This is a genomic window from Amycolatopsis pittospori (assembly GCF_013870525.1).
GTDB lineage: Bacteria > Actinomycetota > Actinomycetes > Mycobacteriales > Pseudonocardiaceae > Amycolatopsis > Amycolatopsis pittospori.
In genome coordinates this window covers 1-24740 of sequence record NZ_JACBXD010000052.1, presented here as the reverse complement: position 1 = coordinate 24740, position 24740 = coordinate 1, and the positions used below count along the sequence as shown (strand labels likewise).

General features: G+C 70.4%; 20 protein-coding genes. 10 read left to right on the top strand and 10 right to left on the bottom strand.

Annotation, left to right across the window (positions count from 1 at the left end):
* The first annotated feature begins 438 nt into the window (after positions 1-438).
* The 7 genes from fabG (at position 439) to H5J31_RS25940 (ending at position 6801) form a co-directional block, all read left to right on the top strand.
* The gene (gene fabG / locus H5J31_RS25970) at positions 439-1200 is read left to right on the top strand and encodes a 3-oxoacyl-ACP reductase FabG (protein WP_181775258.1); all 762 of its coding nucleotides are present in this window, start codon (positions 439-441) and stop codon (positions 1198-1200) included.
* 3 nt (positions 1201-1203) lie between these two features.
* Positions 1204-1656 (top strand): MaoC family dehydratase, encoded by a 453-nt coding sequence (locus H5J31_RS25965; RefSeq protein ID WP_181775257.1) that lies wholly within the window; start codon positions 1204-1206, stop codon positions 1654-1656.
* A 92-nt stretch (positions 1657-1748) separates the two neighbouring features.
* A complete protein-coding gene (locus H5J31_RS25960) occupies positions 1749-2813 on the top strand; it encodes a phosphotransferase family protein (protein ID WP_181775256.1) in 1065 nt (354 codons plus the stop codon).
* Positions 2814-2815: 2 nt separating this feature from the next.
* A complete protein-coding gene (locus H5J31_RS25955; RefSeq protein WP_181775255.1) occupies positions 2816-4039 on the top strand; it encodes an acyl-CoA dehydrogenase family protein in 1224 nt (407 codons plus the stop codon).
* Complete coding sequence (locus tag H5J31_RS25950; RefSeq protein WP_181775254.1) at positions 4036-5217, top strand: acyl-CoA dehydrogenase family protein; 1182 nt, start codon at positions 4036-4038, stop codon at positions 5215-5217. The genes H5J31_RS25955 and H5J31_RS25950 overlap by 4 nt, the downstream gene beginning before the upstream one ends.
* Entirely contained in the window at positions 5214-6329 is a 1116-nt protein-coding gene (locus H5J31_RS25945) for an acyl-CoA dehydrogenase family protein (RefSeq protein ID WP_181775253.1), read from the top strand. Before H5J31_RS25950 ends, H5J31_RS25945 begins: the two co-directional genes overlap by 4 nt.
* Positions 6330-6408: 79 nt before the next feature.
* On the top strand, positions 6409-6801 hold the full coding sequence (locus tag H5J31_RS25940) for a DUF7715 family protein (RefSeq protein WP_181775252.1): 393 nt from the start codon (positions 6409-6411) through the stop codon (positions 6799-6801).
* 8 nt (positions 6802-6809) lie between these two features.
* Here the strand turns inward: H5J31_RS25940 and H5J31_RS25935 are convergent, their stop codons facing one another.
* On the bottom strand, positions 6810-7436 hold the full coding sequence (locus H5J31_RS25935; RefSeq protein ID WP_181775251.1) for a TetR/AcrR family transcriptional regulator: 627 nt from the start codon (positions 7434-7436) through the stop codon (positions 6810-6812).
* 205 nt (positions 7437-7641) lie between these two features.
* On the opposite strand from H5J31_RS25935, the gene H5J31_RS25930 reads away from it, so the two are divergent.
* The 3 genes from H5J31_RS25930 to H5J31_RS25925 all read left to right on the top strand — a co-directional run bounded on the left by H5J31_RS25930 (position 7642) and on the right by H5J31_RS25925 (position 13280).
* Positions 7642-10425: an AAA family ATPase gene (locus tag H5J31_RS25930; protein ID WP_181775250.1), complete on the top strand. Its 2784-nt coding sequence runs from the start codon at positions 7642-7644 to the stop codon at positions 10423-10425.
* Positions 10426-10523: 98 nt separating this feature from the next.
* Positions 10524-10664 carry a hypothetical protein gene (locus H5J31_RS39620; protein ID WP_207898808.1) on the top strand — a complete coding sequence of 47 codons (141 nt, stop codon included), beginning with the start codon at positions 10524-10526 and terminating at the stop codon, positions 10662-10664.
* Positions 10665-10889: 225 nt separating this feature from the next.
* Positions 10890-13280: a BTAD domain-containing putative transcriptional regulator gene (locus tag H5J31_RS25925; RefSeq protein ID WP_181775249.1), complete on the top strand. Its 2391-nt coding sequence runs from the start codon at positions 10890-10892 to the stop codon at positions 13278-13280.
* A 58-nt stretch (positions 13281-13338) separates the two neighbouring features.
* On the opposite strand, the gene gntA is transcribed toward H5J31_RS25925, so the two are convergent.
* The 9 genes from gntA to H5J31_RS25880 all read right to left on the bottom strand — a co-directional run.
* A complete protein-coding gene (gntA, locus tag H5J31_RS25920; RefSeq protein WP_181775248.1) occupies positions 13339-14043 on the bottom strand; it encodes a guanitoxin biosynthesis heme-dependent pre-guanitoxin N-hydroxylase GntA in 705 nt (234 codons plus the stop codon).
* On the bottom strand, positions 14040-14798 hold the full coding sequence (locus H5J31_RS25915; protein WP_181775247.1) for a 4'-phosphopantetheinyl transferase family protein: 759 nt from the start codon (positions 14796-14798) through the stop codon (positions 14040-14042). Before H5J31_RS25915 ends, gntA begins: the two co-directional genes overlap by 4 nt.
* On the bottom strand, positions 14795-15541 hold the full coding sequence (locus H5J31_RS25910; RefSeq protein ID WP_181775246.1) for a thioesterase II family protein: 747 nt from the start codon (positions 15539-15541) through the stop codon (positions 14795-14797). The genes H5J31_RS25915 and H5J31_RS25910 overlap by 4 nt, the downstream gene beginning before the upstream one ends.
* Positions 15538-16587, bottom strand: coding sequence for an HAD-IIIC family phosphatase (locus H5J31_RS25905; RefSeq protein ID WP_181775245.1), 1050 nt, complete (start codon positions 16585-16587; stop codon positions 15538-15540). The genes H5J31_RS25910 and H5J31_RS25905 overlap by 4 nt, the downstream gene beginning before the upstream one ends.
* A complete protein-coding gene (locus tag H5J31_RS25900) occupies positions 16584-17723 on the bottom strand; it encodes an acyl-CoA dehydrogenase family protein (RefSeq protein WP_181775244.1) in 1140 nt (379 codons plus the stop codon). Before H5J31_RS25900 ends, H5J31_RS25905 begins: the two co-directional genes overlap by 4 nt.
* A gap of 14 nt (positions 17724-17737) precedes the next feature.
* Positions 17738-17989 (bottom strand): acyl carrier protein, encoded by a 252-nt coding sequence (locus H5J31_RS25895; protein WP_181775243.1) that lies wholly within the window; start codon positions 17987-17989, stop codon positions 17738-17740.
* Positions 17990-18287: 298 nt separating this feature from the next.
* A complete protein-coding gene (locus H5J31_RS25890; RefSeq protein ID WP_181775242.1) occupies positions 18288-19133 on the bottom strand; it encodes a 3-hydroxyacyl-CoA dehydrogenase family protein in 846 nt (281 codons plus the stop codon).
* Positions 19130-22081 (bottom strand): type I polyketide synthase, encoded by a 2952-nt coding sequence (locus H5J31_RS25885; protein WP_181775241.1) that lies wholly within the window; start codon positions 22079-22081, stop codon positions 19130-19132. Before H5J31_RS25885 ends, H5J31_RS25890 begins: the two co-directional genes overlap by 4 nt.
* Positions 22082-22089: 8 nt before the next feature.
* On the bottom strand, positions 22090-24740 hold a 2651-nt coding region (locus H5J31_RS25880; RefSeq protein ID WP_181775240.1), incomplete at its 5' end, for an SDR family NAD(P)-dependent oxidoreductase.

Here is a 24740-nt window from a genome sequence, read left to right as displayed (position 1 = left end):
CGTCCAAGAGTTCGACCAATGCGAGTTCCACCTCGCTCGCGTTGGCCTTCGACGACAGGTGGATCGAGACGGGAATCGTAGACGGCTCGGCCGTCGACGTCGCCGGTTCGACCGCTTGGAAGATGCGTCCACGACCCGAGCGGGCGGCTTCGTAAGCATGCTCCGGAGCAGCACGGCAGGTCGGCGCCAAACCAGATCGGCACGGCCTGCCGTCCGCCTTGTCCGAAGACGTCGCCGCAAGCCGGCCTTTTCTCGTACGGAGCAGCTCGGGGTGAGCATGCGACCAGCCAGTGGCCTGGGCGCGGCGGCATCCCCGATGACCGCCCTGGTACGTCTGTCATCATCGAATACGGGATTGGTCTCCTGCCCTCTCTGGAAAGCGACCGCTTAGTACGGCAGACTCGGCGTCAACTTGTACTCGACGACGAGGAGTCACCCGTGACCGACCACCCCTCCCGCGTAGCGATCGTCACCGGCGCCGGCCGTGGCATCGGCGCCGCCGTCGCCAGGCGGCTGGCCTCCGACGGGTTCGCCGTCGGCCTGCTCGACCTCGACGAAACGGGCGTCAAGCAGGGAGCCGAAGCGATCGTCGCCGAGGGCGGCAAGGCCGTCGGTGTCGCGCTGGACGTCAACGACGCCGCTCAGGTCGAGGCCGCGGTGACCCGGGTCGCCGAAGAGCTCGGCGCGCCGACCGTGCTGATCAACAACGCCGGCATCACCCGCGACAACCTGCTGTTCAAGATGACCGAACAGGACTGGGACTCGGTGCTCGGCGTGCACCTGAAGGGTTCGTTCCTGATGACCCGCGAGGTGCAGAAGTACCAGACGCAGGAGAAATGGGGCCGCATCGTCAACCTGTCCAGCACCTCGGCGCTGGGCAACCGCGGGCAGGTCAACTACTCCGCGGCCAAGGCGGGCATGCAGGGCTTCACCAAGACCCTCGCGATCGAACTGGGCAAGTTCAACGTCACCGCGAACGCCATCGCGCCGGGCTTCATCGCCACCGACATGACCGCGGCGACCGCCGAGCGGGTCGGCATGTCCTTCGAGGACTTCAAGGCCGCGGCCGCGTCGCAGATCCCGGTGCAGCGCGTCGGAACGCCCGACGACATCGCCAACCTCGCCTCGTTCCTGGTGAGCGACGGCGCCGGGTTCATCTCCGGCCAGGTCATCTACGTCGCCGGCGGACCGAAGGACTGAGTCATGCGTGAATTCGCCTCCCTGCAGGAGTTCGAGAACGCCGTCGGCGAGCACTTCGGGTACAGCGAATGGCTGACGCTCACCCAGGAACGGGTGAACCTGTTCGCCGACGCCACCGACGACCACCAGTGGATCCACGTCGACGTCGAGAAGGCGGCCGAGGGACCGTTCGGCGGGCCGATCGCGCACGGGTTCCTGACGCTCTCGCTCATTTCGGGGTTCGTCGGGAAGCTCTACCGCGTCCACGGGCTCACGATGGGCATCAACTACGGCCTCAACAAGGTCCGCTTCCCGCAGCCGGTCAAGGTGGGCGCGAAGATCCGGGCGGGCGCCGAACTGATCGAGGTCACCGACGTCACCGGCGGCAAACAGGCCGTCGTGCGCTGGACGATCGAGATCGACGGCGAGCCCAAACCGGCGTGCGTCGCGGAGATGGTCGTCCGGCTCATCGCCTGACCAGGTGACCTGCGGCACGCGCGACGGGCCACCACTACCGGACATACCGACTGGTCGGTACCGTACTCGGAAAGTCAGACTCTGGAGGCACCATGAACCAGACCGACCTGCCGGGCCTCGACCTGGCCAGGCTCAGGGCCCACCTGGACGAGAACCGGCCGGGGCTCGTCACCGGTGAGCTGAGCGGCCAGGTCGTGGAAGGGGGCCGGTCCAACCTCACCTACATCGTGGGCGACGGGCGGTCCCGTTGGGTGGTCCGCCGCCCGCCGCTGGGCCACGTCCTGCCGACCGCGCACGACATGGGCCGCGAGTTCAAGGTGATCTCCGGCCTGCGCGGCACGGCCGTCCCGGTGCCGGAGACCGTCCTGCTGTGCGAGGACACCGACGTCATCGGCTCGCGGTTCTACGTGATGGAGTTCGTCGAGGGCACGCCGTACCGCGCGGACACCGAACTGGCCACGCTCGGCCCCGCCCGGACGAAGGCGATCGCGGACGCGCTCGTCGACACCCTCGTCGACCTGCACGCCGTCGATCCGGAATCGGTGGGGCTGGGCGATTTCGGCCGGCCGGAAGGCTTCCTCGAACGCCAGTTGCGGCGCTGGAAGAAGCAGCTCGACGGCAACCGCAGCCGTGACCTGCCCGGGGTGGACGAACTGCACGACCGGCTCGCCTCGTCCGTGCCGGTTTCGGGCAGGCCGTCGATCGTCCACGGGGACTACCGGCTGGACAACGTGCTGGTGAACGCCGACGACCGGATCACCGCGGTGCTGGACTGGGAGATGTCCACGCTCGGCGATCCGCTGACCGACCTCGCCCTGCTGGTGGCCTACGCCGAACGCGACACGGGGGGTGGGTCCCTCGGAGAGGGGGGCGGGAGAAGGCCGGTCTCGTTGCAGTTAGTGTCCAACGCCAGTTCGGCGCCGGGTTACCCGCGCAACGACGAGGTCGTCGCCCGGTACGCCGAACGTTCGGGCCGCGACGTCTCCCGGCTCAACTGGTACGTGGGCTTCGCCTTCTTCAAACTGGCTGTGATCTTGGAAGGCATCCACCTCCGCTACAGCAACGGCCAGACCGTCGGCGCCGGATTCGACGGCATCGGCGCGGGCGTCGTCCCCCTGATCGCGCATGGCAACGAGACTCTCAAGGAAGAGGGATAGAGATGGACTTCGCCTTCGACGCGAAAACCGAGGAACTGCGGGGGAAACTCCTGGAGTTCATGGATTCGCACGTCTACCCCGCCGAATCGGTCTTCGAGGAGCAGTTGGCCGAGCGCGACAGTGAGTGGTCGCAGCCGCCGATCGTCGAGGAGCTGAAGGCCGAGGCCCGCAAACGCGGTCTGTGGAACTTCTTCCTCCCCGGCGACCACGGCGCCGGGCTGACGAACCTGCAGTACGCGCCGCTGGCCGAGATCACCGGCCGCAGCCTCCGGCTCGCCCCGACCGCGCTCAACTGCGCGGCACCGGACACCGGGAACATGGAAGTCCTCACCATGTTCGGCAGCGAGCAGCAGAAGAAGCAGTGGCTGCAACCGTTGCTGGACGGCGAGATCCGGTCCGCGTTCGCGATGACCGAACCCGACGTCGCCTCCTCCGACGCCCGCAACATCGCCACCAGCATCCGGCGTGACGGCGACGAGTACGTCATCAACGGCCGTAAGTGGTACATCTCCGGCGCGATGAACCCGAACTGCAAGATCTTCATCGTGATGGGCAAGACCGATCCGGACGGCCCACCGCACAAGCAGCAGAGCATGATCCTGGTCCCCCGCGACACCCCGGGCATGACGGTGAAACGCGGCATGCACGTGTTCGGCTACACCGACGGCGACCACGGCGGCCACGCCGAGGTGATCTTCGACGACGCCCGCGTCCCGGCGGAGAACCTCATCGCCGGCGAGGGCGACGGATTCGCCATCGCGCAGGCCCGCCTCGGACCCGGGCGGATCCACCACTGCATGCGTGCCATCGGCATGGCCGAGCGCGCGCTGGAACTGATGTGCCGCCGCGCCCTGTCTCGCGAGACTTTCGGCAAACCGATCGCCGAACAAGGCGTCGTGCAGGACTGGATCGCCGAGGCACGGGTCAAGATCGAACAGCAGCGGCTGCTGGTGCTCAAAACCGCGTGGCTGATGGACACCGTCGGCAACCAGGGCGCGCACACCGAGATCCAGGCGATCAAGATCTCCACCCCGATCACCGTCGAATGGATCCTCGACAAGGCCGTGCAGCTGTTCGGCGCGGGCGGGGTCAGTCAGGACTTCCCGGTCGCCGAAATGTGGGCGCAGGTACGGACGCTGCGCCTCGCCGACGGCCCGGACGAGGTGCACAAGCGTTCGCTGGCGCACCGTGAGCTGAAGAAGTACCGCACGGAGGCTGGAAAGTGACCACTGTGGAAGATCTCAAGCGGCGCGTGGCCGACCTGCTGGTCGCGTATCCGCCGGAAAGCACACCGCGCCAGGAGTTCCTCGACGCGCGGTTCGACGCCGGGCTGGCGTGGATCCACTTCCCCGAGGGCCTCGGCGGCATCGGCGCCCCGCGTTCGATGCAGTCCCTTGTGGACGCCGAACTCGGCGCGGCGGGCGCTCCGGACAACGACAAGCGGCGGATCGGCATCGGGCTGGGCATGGCCGCTCCGACCATCCTCGCCTTCGGCACCCCGGAACAGCACCAGCGCTTCCTGCGTCCATTGTGGACCGAACGGGAGGTGTGGTGCCAGCTGTTCAGCGAACCGGGCGCCGGATCCGACCTCGCCGCGCTGGGCACCCGCGCGGTCCGCGACGGCGACGACTGGGTCGTCACCGGCCAGAAGGTCTGGACGTCGGGCGCGCACAAGTCGCAGTGGGCCATCCTGGTCACCCGCACCGATCCCGACGTCCCGAAGCACCGGGGCATGACGTATTTCCTGTGCGACATGACCGCTCCGGGCGTCGAAGTCCGGCCGCTGCGCCAGATCACCGGCGAGGCCGAGTTCAACGAGGTCTTCCTCAGCGAGGTCCGGATTCCCGACGCGCACCGCCTCGGCGCGGTCGGCGAAGGCTGGAAGGTCGCCCAGACCACGCTGATGAACGAACGCGTCGCCATCGGCGGGGCCGGTTTCCCGCGTGACGGCGGCATGGTCGGCGCCGTCGCGAACACCTGGCGCGAGCGTCCGGAACTGCGCACCGGCGAACTGCACGACAGGTTGCTCAAGTTGTGGGTGGAGGGTGAAAGCCTGCGCCTGGTGAGTTCGCGGCTGCGGCAGCAACTCGCCGCCGGCGCGCCCGGGCCGGAGGGTTCCGCGGTCAAGGTCGCGTTCTCGGAGCTGAACCAGGCCGCGTCGGGGCTGGAGATCGAACTGCTCGGCGAAGAAGGCCTGCGTTACGACGACTGGACGATGCGGCGCCCCGACGGCGTCGACTTCCTCGGCCGTGAAGCCGGCTACCGCTACCTGCGCGCGAAGGGGAACTCCATCGAGGGCGGCACCTCGGAGGTCCTGCGCAACATCATCGCCGAACGCGTGCTGGGGCTGCCGTCCGAGCCGCGGATCGACAAGGACGTCGCCTGGAAGGACCTGCCCCGATGAGCGACCTGTTGTATTCCGAGGTCGAAGAGGACCTTCGCGCCAGCGTCCGCGACCTGCTCAAGGACCGGGCGGAACCGGCCGCGCTGATCGCCAGGACCGAAACGGCCGAACCGTACGACCTCAAGCTGTGGCGCACACTCGCCGCCGATCTCGGCGCGGCGGGCCTCGCCGTCCCGGAGGCACTGGGCGGACACGGCGCTTCGGCGCGTGAGGTCGCCGTCGTGATGGAGGAACTCGGGCGCAGTGTCGCCCCGGTCCCCTATCTCGGCAGCGCCGTCCTGGCGACATCGGCCTTGCTGGCGACCGACACGTCACAGGCCGAAGTGGCCGAACGACTGGCGAAACTGGCCGCGGGCACGCTCATCGGCGCGCTGGCCGTGCCGCTGTCGGCCGCGCCCGGCACCGAGTTCCCGTCGACGGTCACCGCCGACGCGGACGAGACGCTGAGCGGGCAGGTCAGGAGCGTCGCCGACGCCTCGGTCGCCGAGCTGATCGTCGTCCCGGCGGTGGGTCCCGACGGACCCGGCCTCTACACGGTCGACGCGGCTTCGGCGGGCGTGACGGTCACCGAGGCGATCTCGCTGGACCTGACCCGGCGCATCGCCGACGTCACCCTGGAAAACGTCGCCGCGAAGCGCGTCGCCGACGCCTCGAAGGCGGCGTCCGCCCTGGACACGGCGCTGGTGACCGCGGCGGGACTGCTGGCGTCGGAACAGCTCGGGATCGCCGAGTGGGCGCTGACCGAAACGGTGCGCTACCTCAAGGAGCGCTACCAGTTCGGCCGCCAGGTCGGATCGTTCCAGTCGCTCAAGCACCGGCTGGCGAACCTGTACACGGACCTGGTCAACGCCAGGGCGACGGCGCGGTACGCCGCGGACTGCCTGGCCTCCGGCGAGGACGTCCCGATCGCCGTCGCGGTGGCACAGGCGCGCAACTCCCTCATCGCCGTCCACGCGGCCGAAGAGGCGATCCAGTTGCACGGCGGCATCGGCATGACTTGGGAGCACCCGGCGCATCTGTACCTGAAGCGCGCGAAGAGCGACGAGATCGCCCTCGGCACCCCAGGACGGCATCGCGCGGCCCTCGCGCCGCTGATCGACCTGCCTGCCTGATTCGTTGCGGCGGGGTCCGGAAAGTGTCGGACCCCGCCGGTACAACCTGTTCGAACATCAGAGCGAACAGGGAGTCATCATGAAACTGCTCGTAGCAACCTCGAAGACCCAGGGCGCGCGGGAGAACGACTTCGACCACTGCGTCGAAGGCGAACTGATCTGGATCGCCCCGAGCTGCACCGAAGGCGACACCTCCCCCGATTCCGAATGCGGGTGCAGCCGCGCTTTCGGCGGGTTGAACTCGCACTGCGGGACGACGACGGCTCTCGTCGCGGAACTGCCCGGCTTCACCTATTCCGACTACACCGAGGCACTGAGATCGAGTCTGGCCGACCAGGGCTGGCCACCCGAAGCCGCCGACGAAGTGGCGACGGGCCTGCTGGCGTTCGCCTCCGGCTGGGAGGTGGGCACGGTGCTCGAACGGCGCTGCGAGTGGTTCGCCGAACGCCTCGTGCCCGCGCCACCGGGCTGAGCCGCGGGCTATTCGGGTCGCAGCGCGGCCAGCAGCAGATCGGCGTAGTGGTCGCCGATCTGGCGGGCCGAGAGCGCGCCTCCGCGCCGGTACCAGGAACCGAGGTGGTGTACCGAACCGAAGAAGAAGTCGACGATCACGTCGGCCGGTTTGTCCGCGCGGAATTCGCCGGACTCCTGGCCTTCCTCGATCAGTGTGCGGAACCGCTCGTGGTACTTGCGGCGTTCCGCGCGGACGGCCTTCTGCTTCTCCACGCTGAGCTGGTGCATGGACTGCATGAAGATCGTGTTGTCGTCGAGGTTGTCGATCGTGCTGACGACGACGTCGGAGGCGGCCGAGCGCAGCCGCTCCCGCAGCGGCGCCTCGCTCGAGGCCACCTTCTCCAGTTGCTCGGTCTGCGCGCGCAGCACCCGGGCGTAGATCTCGTAAAGGAGGTCGTCCTTGGAACCGAAGTAGTGGTACATCGCCCCCTTGGTGACCCCGGCCGCCTCGACGATCTCCTGCACGGAGGTGCGGTCGAAGCCCTTCTTCGCGAAGAGCTTCGTGGCGTGCGACAGCAACCGGCGAGGTACCGCGGCCTGGTCGTCGCCGCTCGCCTCGGCCGTACCCGCCTTGCGGGTGGTCGCTCGTGTCATGGCCGGCTCCTTCTCGTGCGGACGCTTCAGCATACCGGCCGGTTTGTCGACGTCCGGTGCACGGGACGCACCGCGCGCCGAACCGCCCACCCCAGGGCGGTGACCGGGAGAATTACCGGTCACCGGTGATCTACCACGGTCCCCTCGGCCCGGTTCATACGGTTGGGTGACGGTTCGCCCGGCCCGATCCTGGTGAACTGGGCGCATGGGCACGAGGCACAGGGAGAACGGGACCGGACCGCGGGCGGACGTCCGCGTCGAGGACATCGGACTCCTGCGGGACGAGGCCGGTCCCGGGACGGCACCGCTCACCGTGCTCGCGGGCGAACCCGGTTGCGGGCGCAGCACGGTGCTCGACAGGCTCGCCGGGGAACTCACGGCGTCCGCCAAGGTCCTGGTGCTGCGGCTGGCCGAACTCGACCGGGAGCTCCCGTACGGCGCGATGTTCCGGCTCCTCGTCCTCCTCGGCGCGGACAGGGCCGAGGAGGAGCCCGCGCGGCGATCCGTGCTGGCGATGCTCGCCAGGGCGGGTGAGGTCACGCAGAGCCCGGAGACGGTCGCGAAGATCGCGACGGCCGTCTTCGCCCTCCTGCGTACCCAGACCCCGCTGGTCGTCCTGATCGACGACGCGCAGTGGGTCGACGAGCACAGCGCACGGCTCCTGAGTCCGCTGCTGCACCGATCTTCGCCGGAGACCCCGATCAGCGTGGTCGCGACGCTGCGCATCGGCCCGGGGAGCGGCATGTCCGGGGATGCCGCGCTGCGGATGGCCTACGCCCGATTGCGGGCGAGCGGCCTCGCCAGGTTGCGGTTCCTCCGGCCGCTTTCGCGAGCGCAGTCCCGGTCCCTGGTGACCGGGCTGGTCTCGGCCAGGCCCGACGCCGGCCTGGTGGACGAACTGCACACGGTGGCCAGGGGAAACCCCGCCGCGCTGACCGCGCTTGTGCACGGCTACCGCTCTGCCGGTGCCCTGCGGATAGTGGACCGCACCGCCTACCGTGTCGAACGGGTCGACCTGCCGGTGGCCACGGTGGACCATCCGCTCCTGCGGGCGGTGACCGAGGCGGGAGACGACGTGCGGACGGTCGCCGAGACGATGGCGGTGCTCGCCCCGCTCGAGACGGCCGCCGTCCGGTTGACCGCGACCGCGCTCGGACGCCCGGAGGAAGACCTCCGCCCGGTGCTCGACCGGCTCGTCGCCGAGCGCGTCCTGGTGAAGCACCGGGACGGCGGGCACCGGTTCCGGGTCCCGGCCGTGCAGGAGGCCCTGCTGGCGCAGATCGGCCCGTACGCCTGGCGGAGCCTGGCCGCCCAAGCGGTCCACGCGGTGTGGGAGGGCTCGGCTTCGGTCACCGACGAGGACCTGGTGCTCGACTGGATCGCCCAGGCGGGCTCGCTCCTCGACACACGCCGGTCGGCGGACGAACTCCTCCGGCACGGACGGCGTGTCCTGTTCACCGACGGCGCCAAGGCGGAACGCTGGCTCCACGCGGCACTCGACTGGGTGCCCGAACCGCCCGAGCGCACCGGTGTGCTGATGCTGCTGAGCGCCGCCAAGGCCCTGCACTACCGGGCGGCCGAGGCCGGGGACTGCGCGCGCCAGGTCCTCTGCAAGCACCTCTCCCACCTCGAACAGGCACAGGCGCAGGAACTTTCGGCCGTGTTCATCACCGGGCTCTCGGCCCGCTCGGAACACGGTGAACTCGCCGAGATCGCCGCGGGCGCGTCCGCGGTGCTGCCGGACGACCCCGCCCTGATGGTGGTCAACCGGGCCTACGCCCTGTTGCTGAGCCTGCGCTGGGTCGAGGCCCGCGATCTGCTCGAACGGGAACGTACGGTGTGGACCGGCAGCAACCCGATCACCACCGACTTCGCCACCATGTTCCTCGCCGCCTGCGGTGTCGTGCTCGGCGATCCGTCCCAGCTGCGCACGCTCATCGCGCATCCGGAACTGTGGCGCTCGGGGGATCTGCCGCAGTACAGCATCGAACAGCGCCGGTTCGAAGTGGAGATGCTGCTGCAGCTCGGCGAATATCGGGAAGCCCGCCGCCGGATGGCCGACGCCGGTTTGAGGTCCGATCAGCTTCCGGGAGCCAACCGGTTCGCCTTGAGCTACCTGGGCGGGGACTGGCCGGAGGCGATGGAGCTGGCCCGCCGGACGATGCTGGGCGGCAACGACCCCGCGCGTCCGCTGCACAGCATGCTGACGCAGAGCGCGATCCGGATCCTCGGCGCGCAGGGCTGGCTTTCGAGGGCCAGGGCGCTGGCCGCCGACAGCCGTCAGTTCGGCATATCCCACGCGATCGACCACGCGGAGTTCACCGTCCTCAGCAAACTCGGCGACGGCGAAGGCGCCGACGCGTTGCTGTACTCGGCCGCGCGCGGTGCCGACGCCGGCGGCTATCTGCTCGGCACCGAAGACCTCTGGGCCGACCTGGCCCGCTCCGCGCTGCAGCGCGACAAACAGCGTGAGAGCGAGCACTGGGTCCGGCGCTCGGCGCGCACGGCGACACAGCTCGACACCGCCCGCGCGCACCAGAACCACTACCTGGCCCGCGCGGCGGTCTACGGCGACTCCGCCGCCGCCCGGCGTGCCGCGGCGATCGCACGCGAACGCCGCGACGTCCCGTACGAATCGGCGATGACGTTGCTGCGGGCGGGCCACGCCGGACACCAGCCGGAGCGTTCGTGGACCGAGGCGTACGAGCTGTTCGGCGAGGTCGGCGCCTGGTTCTGGCGCGCCCGCATGCGGAAACTGTTGCGTGACAACGGCTTCACCGGCCCGGGCCGAGCTGAGACGACGGCGGAGAACGAACGGCTGCTGGCGATCCTCGTCGCCGAGGGACTCACCAACCGGCAACTCGCGGGCGTCCTCGAAACCAGCGAGAAGAGCGTGGAAGGCCGACTCAGCCGGCTGTTCTCACGCACCGGGTACACCTCCCGCGTCGAACTGGCGGCGGCGATCCTGACCGGCGAATACCTGACCTGACCCCTCCCCCCGCCCATCGCATTCAGAGGACTAATTGCGGTCCACTCCCCATCGCGACCTTCTGGGCGAGTGAGCAAGGGCCGAAGGCGTCCCTGTCGATGGACGTCTCGCGTGACTGGACGGACGTCACCCGTGACTGGGCGGACGTCTCGCGTGACTGGGCGGACGTCACCCGTGATGGGATGGACGACGCGCGTGACGTCCATTCGGTCACGCGAGTTGCCCTTAGGAGCACGTGAGCTTTTCGTGGCCGCGACGCGAGTAACCGCATTTAGAGGGCGAAATGCGGGGCGCGCGCGGGGTAGCAGGTGGAATGTCCACAGTCAACACATCGGGCGGTAACTGGCATCGTTCTCGGGTGCCACTGGCACCGAGCCAGTATCGGCTCTTCAGCGTTGTCGGGGGTGGGGGTGGAGGGCCACCGTGGAGATCGTCTTCGCAAGCTCCGAACAAGGTGGTGACCCGTGCGTTTCGACCTCCTCGGCCCCTTCAACGTCGTGCACGACGGACGTCCGGTCGTGCTGCGCGGGGCGACCCAGCGAGCCGTGCTCGCCTATCTCCTGTTGCGCCACAACGAGGTCATCGCGACGAGCACGCTGTTGCAGGCGATCTGGGCGGACGAGATCCCCAACACCGCCCGCAAGATGGTGCAGAACGCCGTTTCTGGGCTGCGCTCCACGCTGGCCCAGCGCACCGGCGACACCGAGCAGGCGATGCTGCTCACCCACGCGCCCGGTTACCTGCTGCGCGTCGACAGCGACCAGGTCGACGTCGCCCGGTTCCGCAAGCTGGCGACGGACGGCCGCGCGGCGCAGGCCGGTGGCGACGGCGAGCGGGCCGTCACGGCTTACCGTGAGGCGCTCGCCCTGTGGCGGGGCCCGGTGCTCGCCGACCTCACCGAGACCGGCGTGGTGTGGCCGGAGCTGGTCGCGCTGGAGGACCAGCGGATCGCGGTCCACGAGGATCTGTTCGGTCTGGAGCTGGACCGTGGGCGGCACCACGAGGTGCTTCCCGATCTGCGTCCGCTGGCCGAGGCCAACCCGAATCGCGAACGGCTCAACGCCCAGCTGATGACCGCGCTCTACCGCTGCGGCCGCCACGTCGACGCGCTGGAGGTCTACCGCGCGACGCGGGCCAGTCTCGCCGATGGGCTCGGGCTCGAGCCCGGCAAGGAGCTGCGGGAGCTGGAGCGCGCGATCCTCCAGCATGACGAAACCCTGCTCACCCGGCGGCCGGAACCGGCGCCGCGGCCCGAACCGGCTCCCGCGCCCGCCCCGGTGGTCGCGCCACTGCCGTTCACACCGGCCCCGGTGATCGCCATGCACCGCACGGAGCCGGTGGAGAGCGAGCGGAAGCCGGTCGTCGCGATCGGCGTCGCCCTCGCCGCCACGCCGGACGACGACCCCGAGGAGGCCGTGGAGATCCAGGCGCGGCTGCGGGACGTCGTCGAGGAGGAGGCCGCCGCGGCGGGCGCTCACCTGCCCGGTGACTCGGGTCCGGTGGTGCTGGCCCTGTTCGGGCTGCCCCGGACCGATGACGACGACGCCGTCCACGCGACCCGGACCGCGCTGCGGATCCTCGACAGGCTGTCCTCGGCCGGGATCGCCTCGCAGGTCGGTGTCGACAGCGGTGACGTGCTCGTCGAGTACACCACCGCCGGCCCCGGGCAGGTGGCCGGGCCCGTGCTGGACCGCTGCGTCCGCTCCGCGCTGCGTGCGCCGGAAGGCCGGGTCCGCGTTTCGGACGCGGTCCGCGAAGCCGCGGAACCCACCGTGGTGCACGAGGCGTCGGAGGACTCCCCCGGTTGGTGGCACGCCGTTTCGGCTCGCCAGAAGCCGGTGGCGGAGCCCGCCGACCCCGGCGGTTTCGTCGGCCGCGAGCACGACCTCGATCTGCTGGGGCACCTTCTCGGTTTCGTCGAGCGCGGCGGGCGCCCGCACCGGGTGACGGTGCTCGGCGAGCCCGGCATCGGCAAGACGCGCCTTCTCGCCGAGTTCGCGGAAGCGCTGGCGGAGCACCCTCGGATCCGGGTGGTGGACGCTCGCGCCGACGTCGTCGAGGCGTTCGCCGTCATGCCGGGCCTGCTCCCCCAGACGGCCTCAAGGCTGCGCGCCGAAGGCGGCGACGCGGCGCTGAGGGGTGCTGCCACCGAGCTGACCGCATACGGGCCGCTGGTGGTCCTGGCCGACGACCTGCACCGCGCCGACCCGGAGTCCCGCGACGCCGTCGACAGGCTCGGCGAAGCCTGCGCGGGCCTGCCCGTGCTGATCGTGGCGTCCGCCCGGCCGGGTCTGCTGGACACCGGACAGGGCGAACGCTGCGGCACGACGGTGTCGCTCTCCTCGCTCTCGGACGACGCCGTCGGCAAGCTGCTCGACAAGCTGTTGCCCGGCACCGCCCGGCTGATCCGCGGCAGGCGCGAGCTGATCGCCCGGATCGGCGGGAACCCCCGGTTCGCGCACGCGTACGCCCAGGGCGCGCACGGCCGGACCACCCCGTTCACCGCTCTGGGCCAGTCGGCGACTCCCCCGCTGGTGCGCCGGACCCTCGCGGCGCAGCTCGACAACCTGCCCCCGGCCGAGAAGTCCCTGCTCAAGGCCGCCAGCCTGACCGGGGACGCGTTCACCGCGGAGGACGTCGCGGCGGTCTGCGGACGCGACACCGCCGAAGTCGAAGGAGCCCTGTCGCGGCTCGCGAGCCTCGCGGTCCTGCGCCGCGAAGACGACGAAGCCGGCTACACCTTCCGGCGTGCGACGTTGCGCGAACTCGTCTACCAGCGCATCCCGCGCGCGACCCGCACCGCGCTGTCGCGGCGTCCGGCCGTGCGACCGGGTCTGGTCGAGGCCCTCGCCTGAACCGCCCAGGACGAAAGCCCCCGGTCGCTCGGCGACCGGGGGCTTTTCGCGGTACCGCTCAGCTCGCGGGCCGCTGCATCACGTCCGAGGTGTACTTGACCGACGAGGCCTCGTGCCGCGAGGTGTACGGGCACTTCCAGTCCTCCTCGGTCATCCGGCCGGAGAAATGGCGGGAGGGCATCTGGTACTCGTACGTCGTGAAGCTCGGGTTGACCGAGCCGTTGTTGGTCGTCTCGCGTTTGCGGATCGCGTCCTGCATCGAGAAGAACTTGTCCCCCAGCAGCATGAACTGCATCAGCGAGTTGAAGGCGATGGCCGGCCGCGAGAAGCGGCGGCTCGCCCGGGAAGCGCCCGGGTGCATGCCGACGATGAAGAACGAGTGCCCCGCGACGTGGAAACCGAAGTTGGGCTCGTTCGGGTCGGAGGTCGCGCCTTCTTCGAGGCCGTAGGTCCGGCTGTCGATGTCGTGCATGTACTGGAGGTGCTGCCACAGCAGGCGTTCGTGTTCCTCCTCGTCGAGGATCCCGCCGGGTTCCTCGAAGGTGGAGACGAACGTGCGGAAACTCTTGTCCGACAACGTGGGCCGGATGTCTCGCGCGTACGCGAGCAGGTCGCGGTAGTGGGCACGCGCCGAAGCCGCGTCGCCCAGCGCCGGGTAGTGCCCGTGGACGATCGAGCCCTTCTTCAACGCCGCGCGGGCGCCGAGACAGCTGAATTCCGTGGTCTGGATGAACTCTTCGAGCTCCGCTTTCGGGTCGCTCATTTCACTCCGCCTTTCCGGTGCTCCCGTGCCGGTCGCCGCCTGCCGGGAAGCCAATCGAAGGCGCGCACGGTGACCGCGCGCGCCGGGACGGCCAGCGCGGCCGCGTGGCCCGCGCCGGCGTCCAGTTCGGTGATCGTCCATTCCGGACCGTCGTCGAGTTCGACGTCGCCGCCGGTGAGGGTGAAGGCGGGCCCCGGCAGTCCGGCCAGGCCGCGGCCGTCGACCTTCAGATAGGCCTCTTTGCAGGCCCAGTAACGGAAGAACGTCGCGGGCTCGTGCACCGCGTCGGCCTCTTCGGGCCGCAGTGTCCGCGCGGCCAGCCCGTCGTGGTCGACCTCGCGGACCTCCTCGACGTCGACGCCGACCCGGATCCCGGCGGCCACCGCGATCAGCGCCAGCCCGCCGGAGCGGGACAGACTGAACTCGATTCCCGTAGCCCCGGCCAGCGCCGGACGGTCGCCGTCGCGGGTGAACTCGAGCGCCGTCGGCGCGATTCCCGTGTAGCCGGCCAGGATGTCGCGCAGGGCGACGTGCGAGGCCAGGAATCCCGCCCGTTCCTCGTCCACCGCGATCCCGGCGGCGCGGCGCCGTTCCTCGCCGGAAAGCCCGCCGAGCAGGCCGTAGACCTCGGGCGAGCCCGGGGCGAGTACGCGGGCGAGCGGGATTCGCCAGACGTGTGCGTCCCGGCCGGGGCGGAGCCGTTCGAACAGCGCGCCCGAAGGCTGCGTCCAGGCCGAGAACCACTGCGTCGTCATCGGGCGAGCTTTCGGTGGATCACGCCCAGCAGCTCCGGGACACGCTGTTCGAGATAGAAATGCCCGCCCGGGTAGGTGACCATCGTCGCGTCGGCGGCGAGTTCCAGCCAGGCGGCCAGTTCGTCCAGATCGGCCCGAGGGTCACGGTCGCCGCCGAATACGGTCAGGGGCACCGGCAACGGCTCCCCCGGCACGTGCCGGTAGGTCTCGTTGACCGCGAGATCGGCCCGCATCAGCGGCAGGAACATCGCCAGCAGCGACGGCTCGCGCAGCAGGACGTCCGGCAGCCCGCCGAGCGCGTTGAGTTCGGCGGCGAGCCGGTCGTCGGGCAGCGCTCGCAGTTGCAGCCGGGTGTCGGGCAGCTGAGGCGCCGCCCGGCCCGAAACGAACAGATGCTTCGGCAGCGTGGCGCCGCGTTCGGCGAGCCTGCGGGTGAGCAGGTACGCGGTCAGGGCGCCGACGCTGTGGCCGAAGAACGCGAAGTCCCCGGTGAGCGCGTCGCCCAGACCGTCGATGGCCGCTTCGACAAGGCTTTCGACGTCTTCGTGCGGTGTCTCGCGACCGCGTTCGGCCCGGCCGGGCAGCTGGACCGGCAGGACGACCAGGCCGTCACCCGCCGCGGCGCCCCACTCGCGGTAGACGGCCGCGCTGGCCCCGGCGTGCGGGAAGCAGAACAACCTGGTCGCCGCGCCCGCCGGAACTCCGCCGGGCAGCCAGGGCCGCTTCGTGATCGGTGCGGTCATCGCACCTCCAACGTCAGATAGGGCGGCGGCGGCTGGATCGTGCTCAGGTCGGACTCCAGGACGAGCCGGTCGCCGTCGCGCGAGATCTCGGTGAAACCCGCGAACGCGTAGGTCACGTACATGACGCGGTTGCGGCCCGTCTCGACGAAGTCCGCGCGCAGTTTCGCGCCGTCTTCCTTCGCCAGCCCCATGATGTGGTTGAGCAGGACCGTGCCGACGCCGCGCGACATCACGCGGCACGACATGAGCATCATCCGCAGATGCCAGGCCTCCGTGCCGCGTTCGGCGAGAGCGAGGCCGATCTTGCCGTAGCCGCCGTACTTGTCCGAAAGGGACGCGACGAGCAGCACGTGATCAGGTGAGGTCCGCAGCTCGTCGAGCTCGTCGTAGGAGTACGTCCGGCCGGTCGAGTTGAGCTGATTGGTGCGGACGGTCAGTTCCTCGGCCCGCTGCAGGTCTTCCCGCTGGGCCCTGGCGATGGTGAACTTCATGTCCAAAGTGGACAGGAATTCCTCGCTGGTGCCCTCGTGGTCCTGTTCGATCCGGTCCCGCACCGCGGCCGCGCGGTAGAGGTCGCGGCGCACCTTCGACTCGTCGGTGACGAACTTGGGCCGGAACTCCTCCGACGCCAGGGTCTCCCCCAGCTTCGCGACGTCGACGGTCTTGACCGCCGGCAGGGCGTGGGCGACCTCGGCCAGTTCGAACGGCTGGTCGTCGACGAACGCGATCGCGTCGAGGCCGATGTTGAGCGATTTCGCGATCCGTTCCACGGAGCCGGATTTGGGGTTCCAGGTGATCTGCGGGTACAGGAAGTACTCGTCGAGCCCGGCCGCCTTCAGCCGTGTCATCGCCGCTTCGTGGTCGTTACGGCTGGCCACCGAATGCAGGATGCCCAGTTCGTCGAGCCGCTTGATCTCCGCGACGACCTCCGGCCGCACGGTGACCTCGCCGTCTTCGAGCAGGGTGCCGTCCCACACCGTGTTGTCCAGGTCCCACACCACGCATTTGATCCGGCCCCGCTTCGGTTTCTCCGCAACGGCGGTCATCCCGCCACCTCCCGGTACGCCTCGTCCGCGATGGTCAGCTCTTGGATCTGTGTGCTGCCTTCGATGATTTCCATGACTTTCGCGTCGCGGTACAGCCGGGCGACCGGGTAGTCCGGGCCGCAGCCGTTCGCGCCGTGGATCTGGACCGCGTCCGAACCCGCCTTGGCCGCGGCGGTGGAGGCGAAGTACTTGGCCACCCAGGTCGCCATGATGGTCGCCGGATCGCCCGCGTCCTTGAGCCTTCCGGCCTTCTCGCACAGCAGCCGGGCGGCGTCGCGCGCGGTGACCATCTCGCTGATCATGGCGCGGATCTGCGGCAGGTCCCGCAGCAGCCCGCCGCCGGCCGAACGCGCCGACGTGTAGGCCGCGGACGCCGCCAGCGCGGCCCGCACGATCCCGACCGAACCGCACGCGACGCTGTAGCGTCCGAGGTCGAGCGCGCCGGTCATCACCGTGCCCGCGGCCCAGCCCGGCGGCCCGACCAGCGCGGACGGATCGAGCCGGACGTCGTCGAACTCGATGGTCGCCAGCATGCTGGCCGTGGTGCCGAGCATGTGCCGGACCGGCGTCACGGTGACACCGGGGTGATCGGCGGGCACCAGGAACGCGCTCATCCCGGTGGCCGTGCCGGCGAACACCAGCAGCAGCCCGGCGACCTGGCCGCCGGTGATCCACGTCTTGCGGCCCCGCAGCGTCCAGACACCGTTCTCGGCGACGGCCACGGTCCCCGCGGCGGTCGAGTCGCTGCCGCTGAAATCCGGTTCGGTCAGGCAGAACGCGCCCCGCGTGCCACCATCGGCGAGCTCCGGCAGCCAGCGCTCGCGTTGTTCGTCGTCACCCCAGCGCTGCACGGTCGCGGTCACCATCGTGTGCACGGTGAGCAGGCTCCGCAGCGACGAACAGCCGCGGCCGACCTCCTCGTGCACCCGGCCGAGGGTGACCATGTCCATCCCGGTGCCGCCCGCTTCGACGGGGAGGAACGGGGCCCACAGTCCCAGCTCCCCCATCCGCCGCAGCACGTCCCCGGGGATCCGTTCCGCCCGGTCCCACGCGTCCGCGTGCGGGCAGACCTCCTCGTCGACGAAACGCCCGACCACCTCGACTTCGGGGGCTTCGGGCCGTGTCCTCGCCCTCACGTCACGTCTGCCGTTCAGTGGGCGGCCGCGGCGGTGCGCCGCTCGACCAGTTCGGTCATCCGCGTGACGGTGCGGAAGTTGTCCAGCTTCAGCTCGTCGTTGGGGATGCGCGTGGCGAACGCCTTCTCGATGAACATGACCAGTTCCATCGCGAACAGCGAGTTGACGAAGCCGAGGGCGAAGATGTCCTGCTCGTCGGTGAACGACAGGCTGGGGAACTTCGCCCCGATGAAGGCGCGGATCTCGCCGCGGACGTCCTGCGACATGGTGGATGCCTTTCGTGGGTAGTGGGAGGTCAGGCGATGGTGATGTGGTGGGCCCAGGGGGTCGTGAGTGGCAAATAGGGTTAGAACACGAATCGCCACTCACGACCCTCGACCCAGCGCGATCTGCCGGGACAGACGGTGTTGCGAAAGCCACTTTCGCAACGTTGAAGGTTGCGAAAGTGGCTTTCGCAACCTGGCCTGCCCGCGCGACCGTCTGAGGCTGGGGGTCGTGAGTGGCGATTCGGGTTAGAACACGAATCGCCACTCACGACCCACCCAGCCGGCACGTGCACCGCCATCAGCCGCTGTAGTTGTAGAAACCCTTGCCGGACTTGCGGCCGTGCAGTCCGGCCGCGGTCATCTGCTTGAGCAGCGGGCACGGGCGGTACTTGCTGTCGTTGAACTCGTCGTAGAGCACTTCGACGCTGTAGAGGATCGTGTCGACGCCGATCAGGTCCGCCGTCTCCAGCGGGCCCATCGGGTGGCCGAAGCAGCCGCGGAACACCTCGTCGACGGTCTCCGCGTCCGCGACGCCTTCGTGCACGAGGAAAGCGGCTTCGTTGACGGTGAGCATGAGGACGCGGTTGGAGACGAACCCGGAGGCGTCGTTGACCGGGATCGGCTTCTTCCCCATCGACAGCAGCAGCTCGCGCACGATGTCCTTTGTGGACTCGCTGGTGTGGTAGCCGGGGATGAACTCGCACGACGGCTTCATCGGCACCGGGTTCATGAAGTGCACGCCCATCACCTTGTCCGCGCGTCCGGTGAGCGCGGCGACCTTGGTGATCGGGATGGCGGAGGTGTTGACGACGAACACGGTGTCGGCCTTGCAGGCCTCGTCGAGTTTGGGGTAGAGACGGGACTTCAGGTCCCAGTTCTCGGTGATGTTCTCGATCACGACCTCGGCCTCGGCGAGCAGTGCGAGCTCGGTGCCGAAGGTGATCCGGCCGAGTACGGCGGCCGCGTCGATCTCCGGGCCGCCGAGCATGCGGCTCATCCGGCATTCGAGTTCGATCCGGTCGCGGGCGTCGGCCAGTTTGCCCGGGTCGACGTCGATCAGCACGACCTCGTGCTCGCTGGTGGCGAGATTCTGCGCGACCCCGGTGCCCATCACACCGGCGCCGACGACTCCGACGAGGGTCATCGTTCCTCCTTGGCTGCGTTGCTCGTGGTCAGGTCCAGCACGCCGTCGAGGCGGCCGTGAGCGGCCCGGACGGCGTCCGCGCCGCCGGGGTGCTCGTCGGCGAACACGACGGTCGCGCCGAGTTCGGCGCCCAGCCGCATACCCAGGTCGCGGGCGGTGACGTCCAGTTCGCCCTCGACCAGGTAGACCGGCCGTGCGGCCTTCTCGCCGGCCGCACGGGCGCCGAGGGCGACGTCGGCGGGCGCCGTGGTCGGCTCGATCCAGTAGCGGTCGTGCTGGAAGGGATAGCCCGGCAGCGTCGTCTTCCTCGGGTCGCGGCCGTCGTGGTAGGCCCGCCAGTCGATGTCCGCCCCGGACAGCCAGGCCCGGCCGAGCGCTTCGGTGAGCACGGCGGTGTCCTGGCGGGGGTCGGCCTCGCCGGGCAGGGTCGGTACCAGCAGCGGCCACGAGGTCTGCGGGAATTCGGGGTGGCCGCGGAACATCGAGCCGAGCGACTGCCCGGCTCCCAGTTCCAGCAACACGGTATCCGGGTTCGTACTGGCAAGATGCTCGATCATCGCGGCGAATCGCACCGGACGGCACATGTGCTCGGCCCAGTAGCCGGGATCGTTCAGCTGCTTCGCGGTGATCGGCGCACCGGTGACATTGGACAGGTAGGGCACCTCCGGCTCGCGCGGCGTGAGGTTCTTGCGCGCCCACGCGGTCAGTTCCGCGGCGGCGGGGCGCAGGGCGCGCGAGTGGAAGGCGTGCGTCGTGCGCAGCGGCCGGGCCGGGACGCCGTGTTCGGCGAGCGCGGCGGCCAGCTTCTCGACGCCGTCGCCCGCGCCGGACACCACGATCATCCGCGGCCCGTTCAGCGCGGCGACGTCGACGCCGAACGCGGTCACGTCGCCGACCAGTTTGGTGAGTTCGTCGGCACCCAGCGGAACAGCGGCCATCGCGCCGGGCGGGAGCTTCTCGATCAGCTTCGCCCGGGTCGCGACCAGCGCGGTCGCCTCTTCGAGCGTCAGCGCGCCGGAAAGCGCGGCGGCGGCGAACTCGCCGACACTGTATCCGGCGAGCACCGAAGGCCGGAGACCCCAGGCGCGCAGCAGCCGTCCGAGCGCGTAGCCGAGGGTGAACACCGCGGGCTGGGTGACGGACGGTGCCGCGTCCTCGGTGTCGGTCGCGCGGCCCAGCAAGCGCGCCAGGTCGCCGCCGCCGGAACCGCGAGCGCCGTGCAGGCTCGCCGTCGGGTCGGTGCCGAGATGAGCCTTGAACAGCGCGGCGCATTCGTCGACGGCGGCCTTGAATTCCGGCTCGCTGTCGTAGAGCCCGCCGGCCATGCCGCGGTACTGTTCGCCGACCCCGGCGAGCAGGAACCCCGCCTCGCGCGGAGCCGAGTCCGCTTCGGCGACCACGCGCGTCTCGGAGGCGAACGCGTCGGCGGCGTCGTCCGCGGAGGACACCACGGTCATCCGGCGGTGCTCGAAGGCCTTCCGGCCGTTGTGCAACGTGTAGGCGACGTCGGCCAGATCAGTCCACTCAGGACGGTCGGCGGCCAGCCTGCCGGTCATCGCGTCGGCCGCTTCGGGGGTCCGCGCGGACCAGGCGAGCAGTTGGTGCGGCCGGGCGGCCGGACGTTCGGGCAGATCTTCCGGCGCCTCTTCGATGACGACGTGGGCGTCGGTGCCGCCGAAGCCGTACGCGCTGACCCCGGCCAGCCGCGGCCGCTCGCCGCGCGGCCAGTCGCCCAGTTCCGTCTGGACGACCAGCTTGTCGCCGCTGTGGGCCAGCTGCGGGTTGGGCTTCTCGAAGTTGACCGCGGGCGGCAGCTTCTCGTGATGCAGCGCCAGCGCGGCCTTGATCAGCCGGGCGATCCCGCCCGCCTGGTTGATGTGGCCGAGGTTCGCGTCGATCGAGCCGAGCGTGATCCGCTCGACGCCGTCGACGTCGAAGATCTTCTGCAGCGCGGAGATCTCGGCGACGTCGCCGAAGGGAGTGCCCAAAGTGGACACTTCGATATGGTCGATCTCGGCGGGTTCGACGTCGGCGGCGGCCATGGCCTCGGCGACGACGGCGGCCTGACCGGGCACACCCGGCAGGTTGAAGCCCTGGCGTGCGCGGTTGCCCTCGTGGTGGATGGCCCAGCCGCGGATCACCGCGTAGATCCGGTCGCCGTCGGCCTGCGCGTCCTCGAGGCGCCGCATCACGACGACGCCGAGGCCGTTGCCGGGAACCTTGCCGTTGGCTCCGGCGTCGAGGATCCGGTTGATGCCGTCGGGCGCGAACCGGCTGCCTTCGCGGTAGAGGTAACCGGGTTCCTGGGGCACGACAACGGAAACCGAACCGGACACCACCAGGTCGGACTCGCCGGTGAGCAGGCTGGAGCAGCCCTGGGCGACCGCGGCGAGCGCGGTCGAACTGCAGCTCTGGACGCTGACCGACGGGCCGGTCAGATCGAGCGCGTACGACAGCCGGGACGCGATCAGGTCTTTTTCGTTCTGCAGGATCAGCTGGTCCGGGCCGACGGTCAGCGCGGTGACGTCGTTCGACAGCAGATTCGACAGCAGGTACGTACTGGGCGCGCCGCCCGCGAAGACCCCGGCCAGGCCTTCGATGCGGTCCGGGTCGACACCGGCGTCCTCCAGCGCGTGCCACGCGCATTCGAGGAACAGCCGGTGCTGCGGGTCGAGCAGCTCGGCGTCGGTGCGGTCGTAGCCGAAGAAGTCGGCGTCGAAGCGGTCGATGCCGGGCAGGAGGCCGGCCGCCGGGACGAACGCCGGGTCGTCGGCCACCTCGGGCGGGACACCCGCGGCGAGCAGTTCGGCCCGGGTCATCCGGGTGATGCCGTCGCGGCCGGCGCACAGGTCGGCCCAGAACTTGCCGATGTCGGGCGCGCCGGGGAAGTTCCCGGCCATGCCGACGATCGCGATGTCGCCGCCGGTGTCCCTGCTGGGCGTGGTCATGGGGTGGTTCACCTTCCGGTCCGGCTCGGGCGCTTGCGGAGGTTCGCGGCGCGGGCGCGGCGGCGTTCGCCGCGGGCGGAGACGTCTTCGGCGGGCTCGGCGGCCGCCGCCGGGGCCGCGCCCGGTTCGCCGAGCAGCGTGACGAACTCGGCGATGGTCGGTTTCTCGAACAGGCTCGCCGGGGCCAGTTCGACGCCGAATTCCTTGGCGACGCGGCCGATCAGCACCAGGCCGATCAGCGAAGTGCCGCCGAGGTCGAAGAACGGGTCGTGCACGCCGACCTCTTCCAGGCCGAGGCAGTCGCACCACGCGGCGGCGACGCGTTCCTCGGCCGGGGTGCGCGGCGCGACGAGCGCCGTGCGCAGATCGGGCCGGGGGTAGCGCTCGCCGGTGGGGATGGCGGCGTCGGCGCCGACCAGCGCGTCGACCGAACCCATCCGGGCCAGCGCGGCCAGCACGTCGGTCAGCGGGAGCGGCAGCACGGTCACCTGCGGCTCGCCGGAGACGATGATCCGCGAGAGCAGTTCGGTGCCTTCTTCGGCGCCGATGCCGAATTCCTCGCGGAACTTGCGGGAACCCTCCTGCGCCTCGGCGGAACCGGACAGCCCGGACGCCGTCCAGGCGTCCAGCTGCCAGGGCCCCCACGCGACCGACACGACCTGCTTGGCCGGACCGCGCCCGCCCGCCTCGGTGGCCGCGACGCCGTCGAGGAAGGCGTTGGCCGCCGAGTAGTCGATCTCGCCGACGCCGACGGTGAGCGTCACCGTCGAGGAGTACAGGACCAGCAGGTCGACCGGTTCCACGCTCAGTGCCTCGGTCAGGGCGAGGGTGCCGTCGACCTTCGGTGCCAGCACGGCTGCGGCCTGCTCGCGGGTCTTGTTCTGCATCAGCCCGCCACCGGCGATCCCGGCCGCGTGCACGACACCGTCGAGGTAACCGAAGTACCCGCGGACCTCCGCCAGCAGCGCCGCGGCGTCGCCGGGAACGCTGACGTCGGCCCGCAGCGTGAGCACGTCGGCGCCGAGGGCGCGCAGATCCCGGACCGCCAGCAGCACGCTGCTCGTGCGGTCGTCCACGCCGTGGTCGCGGATCCAGTCGTCCCAGGTCTCCTCCGGTGGCAGTTCGGAACGGCCTGCCAGCGCGAGGTTCACGCCGAGCGGGGCGAGCCGCCGTGCCAGCGCCAGGCCGAGAACGCCGAGACCACCGGTGATCAGGTAGGTCCCGCCGGGCTTCCAGGCCACCGAGTCGTCGGTTTCGGGCAGCTCGACGACGTCGAAGCCCCGCAGCCAGCGTCGTCCGCCTCTCCAGGCAGCGACCGCGACCCCGTCGACAGTGTCCACAGTGGACACCGCGAGCAGATCGAGTTCGTGCGTGGCCTGGGCGACCTTGTCACCGGTGCGGTCGAAGTCCGCGTACTGCGCGTGGACCAGGGGGTACTCGGCGGCGATCGCGTCGGTCGTCGCGGCGATCGTCGGGGCGAAGGCGTCGGTGGCGTCCCCGCCGAGGACGTCGAATCCGCCGCGTCCCAGGGAGAGCAGGTCGACCCGGCGGCCGGCGCATTCGGCACCGATCGCCTTGCCCAGCCACATGAGGCTGTAGAACCCGGACTCGAGGTCACTGGCGGTGAGGCCGTGGGCGTGCACGATCCGCAGCGGTCCGTCGCCGCTCACCGAGGCGAGCACCCGGCGGTATCCGTCCATATCGGACGGTTCGATACCGGCGACGGTCACGCGGTGCCCGGCCGCCTCCGCCGCGGCCGCGAAACCGTCGGCGAACGCGCCCGGCTCGGCGAACAGCACCAGGTCGCCCGGCGTCGCGGGCACGCGGCGGGTGGTGTCCCGATGCCACGTCGGCGTGTGCGCGGCCAGGCCCGCACGGACCGGGGTCTCGGGCTCACCGGCCGACATCTGCGTCAGCGACCAGCCGTTGCCGCGAGAAGCGACCTCCGGCCAGTAGCGGGTGCGCTGGAAGCGGTACCCGGGCAGGGAAACGAAGCGGCGGTCCGGTCCGGCACCGGTCGCCCAGTCCACTCCGACGCCGTGCTCCCAGAGCGCGCCGAGCGCGGCCAGCCAGGCGCGGCGGCCGACTCCGGCCGCCGGCTCCGGCAGCAGCGAGACGACCGGCGTCTGCGGCAGGTAGCGTCCGGCCGCTTCGGCGCCCTTGTCCCCGAGTCCGGCTTCCACCAGGACATCGGCGTACTTCGCGAGGGCCAGCAGGCCGTCTTCAAAACGGTCGTCCGCGATCCGCCAGTGCGCCGCGTCCGCGGCTTCGGCGGCGGTGAGCACCGCGCCGGTCCGGGGCGAGATCACCGGCACCGTCGGCGTTCCCGCCTGGGGCACCGGCCCGCCGAGTGCGAGTTCGAGGCCTTCGGCGAGGCCGAACAGCCCTCCCGCGACGGCGGCGACGCACTCCCCGGTGCCGCGACCGAGCAGGACGGCCGGTTCGAGACCCCACGCCGCCAGCAAGCGGGTGAAGGCGTACTCGACGGCGAAGACCACGGCTCGTTCGTCGGCTTCGGCCGTGCCGTAGAGCGCGCCGAGCAGGTCCACACGTCCTTCCAGCAGGGCCGCGCATTCGTCGATCGCCGCGCGGAACGCGAGTTCGGTGCGGTACAGCTCGTCGGTGGTGCCCTGCCAGGCGTCGCGCGTCCCGGGCAGCA